At 46.0% G+C, this 11,552-nt stretch carries 10 protein-coding genes; 6 read left to right on the top strand and 4 right to left on the bottom strand.

What is annotated here, in order from left to right; all coding sequences use genetic code 11:
• Positions 1–50 precede the first annotated feature (50 nt).
• From JOY44_RS16620 to JOY44_RS16605, 4 genes are all read left to right on the top strand, one after another.
• Positions 51–908 carry a 3'(2'),5'-bisphosphate nucleotidase CysQ gene (locus JOY44_RS16620; RefSeq protein ID WP_171574743.1) on the top strand — a complete coding sequence of 286 codons (858 nt, stop codon included), beginning with the start codon at positions 51–53 and terminating at the stop codon, positions 906–908.
• Between the two features lie 208 nt (positions 909–1,116).
• A complete protein-coding gene (locus tag JOY44_RS16615; RefSeq protein WP_171574742.1) occupies positions 1,117–1,809 on the top strand; it encodes a Crp/Fnr family transcriptional regulator in 693 nt (230 codons plus the stop codon).
• A 49-nt stretch (positions 1,810–1,858) separates the two neighbouring features.
• Positions 1,859–3,715, top strand: a complete 1,857-nt coding sequence (locus JOY44_RS16610; protein ID WP_197985505.1) for a M61 family metallopeptidase — start codon at positions 1,859–1,861, stop codon at positions 3,713–3,715.
• Between the two features lie 30 nt (positions 3,716–3,745).
• Positions 3,746–5,116: a GH1 family beta-glucosidase gene (locus JOY44_RS16605; RefSeq protein ID WP_171574741.1), complete on the top strand. Its 1,371-nt coding sequence runs from the start codon at positions 3,746–3,748 to the stop codon at positions 5,114–5,116.
• Positions 5,117–5,308: 192 nt separating this feature from the next.
• Here JOY44_RS16605 and JOY44_RS16600 read toward each other — a convergent pair whose 3' ends face one another.
• The 4 genes from JOY44_RS16600 to JOY44_RS16585 all read right to left on the bottom strand — a co-directional run bounded on the left by JOY44_RS16600 (position 5,309) and on the right by JOY44_RS16585 (position 9,252).
• Positions 5,309–5,896 carry a hypothetical protein gene (locus JOY44_RS16600; RefSeq protein WP_197985504.1) on the bottom strand — a complete coding sequence of 196 codons (588 nt, stop codon included), beginning with the start codon at positions 5,894–5,896 and terminating at the stop codon, positions 5,309–5,311.
• Between the two features lie 59 nt (positions 5,897–5,955).
• The gene (gene psbA, locus JOY44_RS16595) at positions 5,956–7,038 is read right to left on the bottom strand and encodes a photosystem II q(b) protein (protein ID WP_171574740.1); all 1,083 of its coding nucleotides are present in this window, start codon (positions 7,036–7,038) and stop codon (positions 5,956–5,958) included.
• A 215-nt stretch (positions 7,039–7,253) separates the two neighbouring features.
• A protein-coding gene (locus JOY44_RS16590) for an IS1 family transposase (protein ID WP_171574632.1) occupies positions 7,254–8,083 on the bottom strand; the annotation gives its coding sequence in 2 pieces (ribosomal slippage) (positions 7,254–7,739 and positions 7,742–8,083; 828 coding nt in all).
• A gap of 89 nt (positions 8,084–8,172) precedes the next feature.
• Positions 8,173–9,252, bottom strand: coding sequence for a hypothetical protein (locus JOY44_RS16585; protein ID WP_171574739.1), 1,080 nt, complete (start codon positions 9,250–9,252; stop codon positions 8,173–8,175).
• 393 nt (positions 9,253–9,645) lie between these two features.
• Here JOY44_RS16585 and JOY44_RS31485 point away from each other — a divergent pair, with 393 nt between their 5' ends.
• Positions 9,646–10,476 (top strand): LuxR C-terminal-related transcriptional regulator, encoded by an 831-nt coding sequence (locus tag JOY44_RS31485; protein WP_197985503.1) that lies wholly within the window; start codon positions 9,646–9,648, stop codon positions 10,474–10,476.
• A gap of 50 nt (positions 10,477–10,526) precedes the next feature.
• The gene (cofG, locus tag JOY44_RS16575) at positions 10,527–11,552 is read left to right on the top strand and encodes a 7,8-didemethyl-8-hydroxy-5-deazariboflavin synthase subunit CofG (protein WP_171574738.1); all 1,026 of its coding nucleotides are present in this window, start codon (positions 10,527–10,529) and stop codon (positions 11,550–11,552) included.

The following is an 11,552-nucleotide window of genomic DNA, read 5'->3' as shown; positions in this document are numbered from 1 at the left end:
GAGCAGTACTATGAATCCCAGACCGTGATACCGTGCAATCCCTCTCAGTTATGAACCCAATTTCCCTAGAATTAGACCGCCAGATTCGCGACACCATTCGGCACTGCGGTCTTCAGATTATTCAGATGGCAAGTGAAGAGTTCGAGATTTTTGAAAAAGGACCTGAAGATTACGTTACAACGATTGACCAAGCCTTAGATGCACAACTTTCGACGGTCTTTTCTCATCTGTTTCCCAATGACGGGGTGATTACAGAAGAAGACATCCCATCACGTCAAAAGTTTTATCAAAAGTATGCTCGACTGTGGTGCATTGATCCCCTAGATGGCACGGAGGATTTTATTGAAGGTAGAAGCAACTATTCCGTCATGGTGGGCTTGCTAGAGAACTATCAACCGATCGCAGGCTGGATTTATGCGCCCGTTCATGACCAACTGTATTATGGCGGTGTCAATTGGGGGCTGTTTCAAACCTCGGCAGATGGATCGCCCAGGCCTTTGGCGAGCGCTCCCCAGATTTTTTCAGCCGATTTGTGCCGAATGATGATTGGGCATCGTGATCAAGCACGGTATGGAAATGCGATCGTTCACCAAATTCCTAATGCAGAGTTTTACTCTATGGGCAGTTTTGGCTTAAAGGTACTGGAAGTAATCACCGGAAAAGCAGAGCTGTATATTTACCTCAACGGACGAGTCAAATTATGGGATACAGCAGGGCCACTGGCGCTTGCACAAGCGGCGGGATTAATCTGCTGCACTTTGGAAGGAGAACCAATTCAGTTTTCGCCAGATGCGATCGAGCCCAACACTTTCGCTCATCGCCAGTCTATTGTGATTGGTTGGCCAGACTATGTGGAAGCCCTGCGACCAAAGCTGGAAATGGCTGTGAAGATGATTGCAAAAAAGTGAGCGTTGCACATCTTGCAAGACTGTTTATACTAATAATTTCCTTATCTTTCCATTGCTTTTATACATCGATATAGTTTTGGGAATGCTTAAATTAAGTGATCCGACGACTATTTGAATAGTCAAATTGAATGGTCGAATATTGACATTCATGATTGTTCAGAATTGCTGGTATTTTTGAAGCTCTGTTGTTTTATTCCAACCATTTTTCATGCAGATTGAAGCGTTTAGTGAGCTTTTCCCGTTATTAATGGCAGCCAACCCAGAAACTCTGGAAGGGCTACTTTCTGTGGCTGTTGAGCATGAATATCCTGCCAATCGAGCAGTGCTAATGGAAGATGCTTGGGGAAATGCAGTGTATTTCATCGTCTCGGGTTGGGTTAAAGTGCGTCGATTGTCGGGTTCTGAAGCCGATAACGTTGTCACCTTAGCTATCTTAGGGAAGGGCGACTTTTTTGGAGAAATGGCAATTTTGGATGAGTCACCGCGCTCAACAGATGTCAGTGCCCTATCTAGCGTTAAGCTGATTAGCATTTCAGCCCAGCGTTTTATTCAAACCCTGTTCAAAGACCCCCAACTCCACCACCGGATGCTGCAGCTAATGGTGAGGCGTTTGCGGCAGACTAACATTCGTTTCCAACTGCGTCACAGACCGCCTGCTGTGAAGTTAGCAAATACCCTGGTTGCTCTCGGTGAAAACTATGGGCGAGAATCCAGCAACGGCGCTGAGATTTTTAATATTCCACCAAAAGATTTGGCAGATGTTAGTGATATTGGAGTAGAAGAAACGTCCAAAATTATGGAAAAGCTAGATAGCAAAGGCTGGATCAAGATTGACCAAGCAAATCAATCAATGCATTTGGTAAATATGAAGCAACTCATAAATTTAGCAGGACAAGTTTAGAGAACTTCTTGTAAAGTAATATTACCGTTATTAGAAAGCGCTACGACTGATGAAGCGAGAAGTTTGGGAACCTGAAGCAGGGGTGCAGTTGGATTCCCCAAAACAATCTGAACCTGTCTATTTAGATGAGGATTCGGAGGGTGCGATCGCATCCATTCATCGTCCTGTTCTGATGCATTATCAGGTGGCTATGTCTCAACCTGAATCTCATTTGTTTGAGGTGACATTACAGGTGAGCGGGTGGCAAGCAAAAGCGCTTGACTTGAAGATGCCCGTCTGGACTCCTGGTTCCTATTTGGTAAGAGAGTATGCACGGCACCTGCAAAACTTTAGGGCGGTTAGCTCTGAAGAGTCTCCTTTGCCATGGCGTAAACTGGGCAAAAATCATTGGCAGGTTGATCCTCAAGGCACCACGGCACTAACCATTCACTACCAAATCTACGCCAATGAGCTTTCAGTGCGTACCAACCATTTGGATGGGTCCCACGGCTATTTTAATGGTGCATCGCTTTTTTTCTATATTCCTGGATACGAGCAGCAGCCGATTCAGGTAGAGATCATTCTCCCAAAATCAGATTGGCAAGTGACAACTTCTTTACCAGCCATTTCTGAAGCTGCAAATACGTTTGAAGCGATCGATTTTGATACGTTGGTTGATAGCCCCTTTGAGATTGGCACACACCAACTCTTTGAGTTTGAAACACTCGGAAAACCCCACCAGCTTGCTGTTTGGAGAGAGGGCAATTTAGAGATCGATCGCTTGATTAGCGACATTCAACGCATTATTCAAGTTGAGGCAAATCTGTTTGGTGGCTTACCCTACGATCGCTACCTCTTTTTGCTGCATCTTTCATCTCATGGGTTTGGTGGGTTAGAACACAAAAACAGTTGTTCGTTAATCTATCAGCGCTTTGGTTTTCGGAACAAAGACAAATACGACCGCTTCATCCAACTGATTGCTCACGAATTCTTTCACTTGTGGAACGTCAAGCGCATCCGTCCTAAAGCGCTAGAAATCTTTAATTATGAGCAGGAAAACTACACGCCCTCTCTCTGGTTTAGCGAAGGAACAACCAGCTATTACGACTTGATTATTCCTTATCGAGCGGGCATCTATAGTATTCATACTTATTTAAATGCTCTTAGCAAGCAGGTCAGTCGCTTCCTGACTACGCCCGGAAGATTAGTACAGCCATTGGCAGAATCCAGCTTTGATGCTTGGATCAAGCTATATCGACAGGATGCAAATAGTCCGAATAACCAGATATCTTACTACCTCAAAGGCGAATTGGTGTCTTTGCTACTGGATCTGCTAATTCGAGAGCGACATAATAACAAGCGATCATTTGACGATGTGCTGCGTCGTTTGTGGGAACAATTTGGTAAACCCGAAATTGGCTTCACGCCAGAGCAACTTCAGCAAACGATTGAATCGGTCGCAGATATAGACCTCAGCGATTTCTTCCAGCGCTATCTCAACACCACAGAAGAGCTGCCTTTTGACAGCTATCTGGAACCATTTGGGATGCGGATTTTGCCTGATCGCGATGACAGCCTGCCAGTTTTAGGTTTAACCCTTAAAACTGAAAACGGTCGTGAAGTAATCAAATTTGTGGAAAGTGGTTCTCCTGCACAGCAAGTTGGCATTGATGCAGGCGACGAACTGCTGGCAATTAACGGCATCCGAGTTAGTGCTGATCAATTGAGCGATCGCCTGCGTGACTACCAAGCGGGTGACCCGCTGAAAGTTGCCTGGTTTCATCAAGACGAATTGCACTTATCAACACTGACTCTGGCAGAGCCACGCCCAACTCGCTTTCAACTCATCCCTGTACCTCATCCCACCCGTAAACAAGAGCAACTCTTTCACGGTTGGCTGGGTGTGTCTTTGGGCGAAATTATGTAAACGCAATTCAACCGTATTCAAGCAAAGACAATGAGCTATCAATTGCCGCCTGATTTTTTGTGGGGTGTGGCGACTTCTGCATATCAGATTGAAGGCGCAGCCGAAGAAGGCGGACGCAAGCCGAGTGTGTGGGACGTATTTAGCAGTACCCCAAAGCGAACGATCAATGGCGATACTGGAACGGTTGCCAATGACCACTATCACCGCTATGAAAGCGATGTGAAGTGGATGGTGGAATTAGGCGTAAAACACTACCGTTTCAGCATTGCCTGGTCACGAATAATTCCTGATGGGCGGGGAAAGGTGAATGAAACGGGTGTAGATTTTTACCGCAGACTGTGCGATTGCCTATTGGAAAATGGCATCACTCCTCACGCCACACTATTTCACTGGGACAGCCCCCAAGCCTTAGAAAAGCGCTATGGATCTTGGCGCAGTCGGGAAATGGCAAAGGACTTTGCCGATTACTGTACGGCTATAGTAGGACGATTGGGCGATCGCGTCACCAACTGGATGACCCTCAATGAAATCGCCTGCTTTACCCATTTAGGCTATGACGTAGCTGGGGTACCACAAATGGCTCCTGGTTCGCGGGTCTGGCGCAAGAAAGATGTGTGGCAAACATCCCATCATGCTTTACTGGCGCATGGATTGGGCTGTCAGGCAATTCGTGCCGCCTCCCCTCGTCCCTGCTCTGTTGCGTTGGTTGATAATCCTGGTGTGACCGTGCCTTTAACAGAATCACCAGCAGACATTATCGCTGCCCAGACGGCTTTTCGCACCAACTGGGTAAATGGAGGCATTATTTTTCCGGCGTTGACTGGGCAATATGACGAAGTATTTTTGCAAAGTTTAGGTAGGGAGGCTCCAGTCATTCGTTCGGGTGATATGGAGACGATTCATCAGCCCTTAGATGCGTTTGGATTGAATATTTATACTGGAAGCCACGTTCGCGCTAGCCAAAAAGTACCGGGCTATGAGTATGTAGCGTATCCCAAGAGTTACCCTCGGATGCATATGCCCTGGTTATGGCTAGTTCCAGAGTCTATATATTGGGCGATAAGACATGTGGCGGAAGTGTTAAACCGTCCAGAATTGCCACTACTAATCACTGAAAATGGATGCGCTGCACAGGATGAAGTGACCCAGCAGGGCGAAATTTTGGACAGCGATCGCATTTTGTATTTACGTCAATACTTACAATCTGCCCATCGTGCGGTTGCAGAAGGCTACCCGCTTCAAGGATATTTTCTATGGAGCCTGATGGACAACTTTGAATGGGCATGGGGCTATGACCGCCGCTTTGGCATTCTTTACAATGACTTTAGTACACAACAGCGTACACCCAAAGCTAGCTTTTACTGGTATGCCGAATGCATACGGCAGAACCGCGTGGCGTAATGGTGGCAACTCAACAGGAGCGACTGCAAGAGGCATAGCTTTTTAGCAATCGATAAAGGGATAAAGTTAGCAGTTGTTTGACCTAACTCCTTTCACCCTGGAGACCAACAATTTATTATTGAGTAGTGTTAAGAATCACTCAATATGATTGAGATAACATTTAGTTACTAACAAGTTAAAGACTAAATCGACTCAATTGAGGTTTTTAGATTGGGGGTGATTCAGTTCCTTACACTTCGCCACAGCGGCTTCATACGCCTTGAGATATTCTTTCCCGCCTAACATGACATCCCCATAATATTCGTAAGGTTGAGAGCCATAAATTGGCAAGGGTTCATCATCTGGATAATCTTCCTTTGCTTCTTCAATTTCAGCCTTCAATTTTTTCACAGTCAATTTCTGAGCAGGAAAGTAGTGTAGATCCGCAGCTTTTTTGCCGAGATGAGGTAGGTTTGGGTCAATAATGCGGTCGTCAAACTCAATCCAACTATGTTCAATTGGTCGAAAAGGTTGCCCTTGAAATCCCAAAAATCCCTGAACATAAACTGCATCTTTTAGTATTAAGGCTGCCTTATAAGCGGTATCAAATGGTGATTTAGTTTTACTATCAATTTGGTTAGCCGTTGAGATAGAATTTGCTTCGTCTAATGGCTTATTCAAAATATTTACCCTTAAATTACAAATATTTTTATTACATCCTATAAATGTTGTGTGTGCCAACATTAGGGATACAGCGATCGCTGAGTTAACTCTTCTTATCTTAGGTGTAACTTTTATCATTAAAAAGCCCTCCCCGGCTTAGGGAGGGCTTAAATCATGCAACTGAACAAGCCAAAAGACTAGCCATTGATGGCAGGAGCAGTCAGAGCAACTGGAGTCGCTTCGCCCGCAGCCAAATCCAATGGGAAGTTGTGAGCATTGCGCTCGTGCATCACTTCCATACCCAAGTTGGCGCGGTTCAAGACATCTGCCCAAGTGCTCACCACTCGACCCTGCGAGTCAATGATGGATTGGTTGAAGTTGAATCCGTTCAGGTTAAACGCCATGGTGCTGATGCCCATGGAGGTCAACCAGATGCCAATCACAGGCCATGCACCCAAGAAGAAGTGCAAAGAACGTGAGTTGTTGAAGCTGGCGTACTGGAAGATCAACCGTCCGAAGTAGCCGTGGGCTGCAACGATGTTGTAGGTCTCTTCTTCTTGACCGAACTTGTAGCCGTAGTTTTGAGACTCAGTTTCGGTGGTTTCACGAACTAAGGAAGAGGTGACCAACGAACCGTGCATTGCACTGAACAAGCTACCACCGAATACACCTGCTACGCCCAACATGTGGAAGGGGTGCATCAAAATGTTGTGCTCTGCTTGGAAGACAAACATGAAGTTGAAGGTGCCAGAGATGCCCAGAGGCATGCCATCAGAGAAGCTGCCTTGTCCGATGGGGTAGATCAAGAAGACTGCGGTCGCTGCAGCAACAGGTGCGGAGTATGCAACACAGATCCAAGGGCGCATTCCAAGACGGTAGGAGAGTTCCCATTCGCGTCCCATGTAGCAGAAGATGCCGATCAAGAAGTGCAATACAACTAGTTGGTAAGGTCCACCGTTGTAGAGCCATTCATCCAAGGATGCGGCTTCCCAGATGGGGTAGAAGTGCAAGCCAATCGCGTTGCTGGAAGGAACAACTGCGCCGGAGATGATGTTGTTTCCAAACATCAAGCTACCTGCAACAGGCTCACGGATGCCATCGATGTCAACGGGAGGAGCAGCGATGAAGGCGATGATGAAGCAGAGGGTGGCAGAGAGCAGGGTAGGAATCATCAGGACTCCAAACCAGCCTACATACAGGCGGTTATTGGTGCTGGTGACCCATTCGCAGAAGTTCTGCCATACAGACTGGCGCTCGACGCGCTGTAGTGTCGTGGTCATGGTTCTATGAGTGCTTTATGTAACGTGACAATGATGTAGATGAATTAATCATCTGTAGCTAAGATAAGCGATTTATTTCTTTTTGTAAAGCGTCGGACTCATATTTGTTTTACATGTAGAAGCTTACTAAGCGATCGCGCCTGTTTACAGCCATCGAAAGCCCATGCAAACTTAGATTTCGTTACAAAAAGATTGCTAGATAGTTCGGTAGTGCACTAAAGGATTGTGGGGTAGGTAACGACATCCTGCCAGGTCCAAGGCTGCTCAGCCAGTTTTGCTCGTTGAGCCGCAGTTGTTTTGAATCGACTATGCCGCCAAATCCAATTGAAATAGCTGACTACTAAGCGTGTTGTCACTTTCGTTTGCTCCCACAGCTTGCCGAACTTGTTTTGCCTGCGGTGCCATCGAGCAGTTTGTTGTCGGACGATGCCGTTGGTTCGCTCTAAGCGCTGCGTTTTGTCTTTGCCAACATAGTGCAGAATTTCAGGCGGAAGGACTCGTTCATAGCCTCCCCAGTCATCACTGTTCCACTGTTTGCAAGCCGTTTTTCCCTGTGTACTAATTACCAATTCCTCAATAAGTTCGTCTGTATGCTTGCCCACTCGTGCCGCTAAAATCAGTCCACTGGAGTCCGCTAAACTCAGACCTATCCAGCAGTCTCCCACTTCTAATTCATTGGAAAGACATTGCTTCTGTTTTTTTGCACGAAAGACCACATCTCATCCGCACTCCCCTCTGCGGTTGCCACTTGCTTGACCTGGTCGTTATGAATTAGCTGAGCCTTGGCACTCGATGCCCGAACAATACTGACCACGGTGTTGTATGCCAAGCCTGTAATTCGGCTAATCCCTCGTAAGCTGCTGCCCTCACTATGAGCTTGTAGCACCTGCTGAACTTGTTCCGGACTCACTCGTCGCCAGTAGTACAGCGTGTCAAAGCTCTCACAGAAGGTTTGCTGGCAGTGAGGGCAGAAATAGCGTTGGTGTCCATTGGGCAGCTTGCCATGCTTATGACACTTAGGATGACCACAAAGTCGGCATTCCATAGCTTCTTGAGGGGAAAGAATTGATCCTACTTTACCAAGCCCACAATCCTTTAACGCACAATCGATAGTTCAATATCGACCTAAGCCGCTTAAGTTTTAGAAACACTACTCAAACTTAGATTGACCAGTGCCTTATCAATGTCTAAATCCAAATATCTATCCAATGCCAGATAGATCCAATAGAAGGGTCGGTGTTCTTCACAGGTGCGCTGAAAACCTAATAACGTTCGTAATTCTTCATACAGCGGATGAATAACTGGAGAGTATAAATCGCAGAGGTTGGGAAAATCAGCCTGCATTCGTCGCAACGCGTTTTGTGTGTCCTTCTGAAATGCACAAATGTGCTGCGGCTTTAAATAATTCATGTCAATCAGCCATGCTCTTAAATAAACAGCCAAACAGCTTTTGTCTCCAACCTGAGCCATTTCAACTGGATCAACTGCAACGTTAGAGGTTAGAAAAAAGCTTTTACCCGGAGGCCGAGAAAAAACTTCTTCTGATTGGCTCATCGTGGGATAAAGAATTGCCACTCCGACTGGATTCAGATTATCAGCACGGCGCAGCACTCTTATTCCAACGGGATAGTCTTGCGACCATTGACGCAAAATTCTAGCAATTCGTTGGAGGGAGATCGCGCTATCATCTGCTGCCATGGCATAAGTCTGCCGAATCAGATTAGCGACCGGAATAGCATCTGTACGCGGATTAAACTGGTCAGGTAGAAGGACAGAAGGTGTTTCGGGTCGTTCAGAACTTATTAATTCTGGTAAGGGGCGAATTCCTAAACACAGTGTTTGTCCATCAAATCGCTTTTCAAGCAAGCCCAGAGCTGCCAACTGATCGATCATCATGCCAGCAGCGCGATCGCTTCCACGCTCACGTTGTCCATAAAATAATTCGGCTGCCTCACGATGGGTACAGGATACTAATCCATCCGTTGGACGAAGATTAACCAGCGTTTCAAGCGTTTGAGGAGCTAGATCTTGTGTTTGTTTAAGCAATAAATAAGCCCATAATCGAACAAAGTACTCCGCTCGACGGCGCGTAATACCTCCTCGACCAAGCAACTTAGCTACATAGCGGCTTTGGTGTTTTTGAGAAAAAAAGTGTTCAAGATTTCCCGGATCACAGGGGTCTAGTGGGTAAGAATTGGACTTAGGAGGCTTCATAAAGTTTAAGAAGTCCCTTAAATGGGTGAATACTTTGCAGTAGCTTGGATTGACAATTAAAAAATAATGCTAGACACAAAAAATTAACGGTGCCAGATAAGTGACTTAAAAATCTGGTTTCTCATATAAACAATTGGTTTACTTTAGGTGCTCCTCTAAGCTGCCATCCATTAGCAATAGCTTTTGGACATCCAATTGAAGGTAATCCATTATCAGATCAATAACTCACATTTAGAGAAGGGATTCTAAAAAACTTCACCCTTCTTCAGGTCTCTTCGGTCTTCGTCTAGCTTGATCTGTTTGGTACGTCTAGCTTGGGTTACCTGCGGTTTTCTCATTGTGCCTTCACAACATCAGGTATGAGAATAAACGCATTCACTTGAGGTGACTTCTATGACCAGCCCCCTGATGACCCAGTCAATTGAACCTTCAGGATTAGGTTCGCTTTTGAGCTATCGCGCCCCCCGACGACAAGCTAGCCACTTGAGTTCAGGACGTGCCACTTTGATTGCCCACAGATCTTTTGATCGCGCTGCAGATGCGGATGCCGATATAGAAAAAGACTTGGAGTTTAGCAAATTGAGCAGGCAACTGTTAGAGGTAATGCCTCAAGGAGTTTTAGTAGTTTCGCGCAACCTGAATTTGCTGTATTGGAATCAAAAAGCGAAGGAGCTTTGCTTTTCTACATCATCAACAGTTTGTAGCGCCCAATTACCGTTATCCGTTCTGGAAGCTTGCCGCCGAATGATACAAGAGGATTCGGCTGAGCAAAGAAGTTTGGTGCAAGACTATCTTGCATCCAATGGGCAAATTATCCGGGTGACTGTGCGCTGGCTAGAAAATGATTTGGATCGAAAATTCAGGAGCTTTGACAAAACCAAGTTGATTGATAGAGAAAGCCAAGAGGCGCAACTAGGTCAACCTTTGCGAAAGACTCTTCCTTGGGGAAGGCAAGCAACGTCACACGAAGCGCGATCGCCAATTGTGGTGTTTTTAGAAAACTGCGATGAAGTTTTGCAAGAGGATTTGCGAGTCCAACGAAAGAAGTATGACTTGACAGAGCGAGAATCCGAGATTTGGCTATTGCTGCGAAAGGAGCATTCTTATCAGGCAATTGCTGAAACCTTGCAAATCAGTCTAAACACTGTGAAAACCCATGTGAAGAATATTTATGCGAAACGACGCAGTTGTCAGGACCAAGAAACGTTTTGGTGCTGTGAGTAACTAAAAATAAAGTGTAGGGTTGATGAGTAATGGTATTTGGTTAGATCCGGATGTTTGGTGCACCTAACGCTAGTTTGTCTAAGACAATTACCTACAGCCCTGCCTACACGTTAGTTCCAACCTATGAGTGTTTCAACCGCTGTACCTACTGTAATTTTCGGGTTGATCCGGGGCAGAGCCCCTGGTTAAGCTTGACAGAGGCAGACGCAACGCTGCGATCGCTCCACCAACCTGATTCCAACTTTGACTCCAACAGCGTGATTGAAATTTTGGTGTTGAGTGGAGAGGTGCATCCTCAAAGCACACGCCGTACTGCATGGATTGAGCACCTTTATCACCATTGCGAACAAGCATTAGCACTCGGTTTTTTACCCCACACCAACGCAGGACCTTTGAGTTTCTTAGAAATGCAGCTTCTCAAAGCAGTCAATGTGTCAATGGGGCTAATGCTAGAGCAACTGACTCCAGAATTGTTGAAAACAGTTCATCGTCATGCACCTAGCAAGCAGCCCAATTTGCGACTACAGCAGCTAATACAGGCGGGCGAACTGCAAGTTCCGTTTACGACTGGACTCCTGTTAGGAATTGGGGAAACTGAGCGCGATCGCTGGGAAACATTGGAGGCGATCGCCCAAATTCATCAGCAGTACCATCATATTCAAGAAGTAATTTTGCAACCTTACAGTCCTGGTCAGCAAGAGGTATGGGGCGGATTGGCATTTAGCCCCGAAGAGTTGGTTAACCTGATTGCGATCGCACGCCAGATTTTACCCGCAGATGTTGCCATTCAAGTTCCTCCTAATCTAATTCAGCATCCCACTTATTTAGTTGCTTGTTTAGAAGCAGGAGCCAGAGATTTGGGTGGCATTAGTCCACACGATGAAGTAAACCCAAATTATCCTCACCTTTTGGATGGCGAGTTAGGTAGCATTTTAGGTGTAAACGGCTGGCAACTGGTGCCCCGGTTACCAATTTATCCTCAGTATGATCAGTGGTTAGCTGAGCCGTTGAAAACGTTGGTACAAAAGTGGCGATCGCGCATTAGCCAGAATCAGCCGCTTTCTGCAAAAATCTAA

Source organism: Leptolyngbya sp. Cla-17 (genome assembly GCF_016807185.1).
Classification (GTDB): Bacteria; Cyanobacteriota; Cyanobacteriia; order Leptolyngbyales; family Leptolyngbyaceae; genus ULC077BIN1.
Note: the sequence above shows the minus strand (reverse complement) of the source record. Positions and strands in the feature narration are given on the sequence as shown.

Coding starts and splice junctions, on each gene's coding strand:
- JOY44_RS16620 (WP_171574743.1), top strand. CDS start 51: ATGAACCCAATTTCCCTAGAATTAGACCGCCAGATTCGCGACACCATT.
- JOY44_RS16615 (WP_171574742.1), top strand. CDS start 1,117: ATGCAGATTGAAGCGTTTAGTGAGCTTTTCCCGTTATTAATGGCAGCC.
- JOY44_RS16610 (WP_197985505.1), top strand. CDS start 1,859: ATGAAGCGAGAAGTTTGGGAACCTGAAGCAGGGGTGCAGTTGGATTCC.
- JOY44_RS16605 (WP_171574741.1), top strand. CDS start 3,746: ATGAGCTATCAATTGCCGCCTGATTTTTTGTGGGGTGTGGCGACTTCT.
- JOY44_RS16600 (WP_197985504.1), bottom strand. CDS start 5,896: ATGATAAAAGTTACACCTAAGATAAGAAGAGTTAACTCAGCGATCGCT.
- psbA (WP_171574740.1), bottom strand. CDS start 7,038: ATGACCACGACACTACAGCGCGTCGAGCGCCAGTCTGTATGGCAGAAC.
- JOY44_RS16585 (WP_171574739.1), bottom strand. CDS start 9,252: ATGAAGCCTCCTAAGTCCAATTCTTACCCACTAGACCCCTGTGATCCG.
- JOY44_RS31485 (WP_197985503.1), top strand. CDS start 9,646: ATGACCAGCCCCCTGATGACCCAGTCAATTGAACCTTCAGGATTAGGT.
- cofG (WP_171574738.1), top strand. CDS start 10,527: ATGTTTGGTGCACCTAACGCTAGTTTGTCTAAGACAATTACCTACAGC.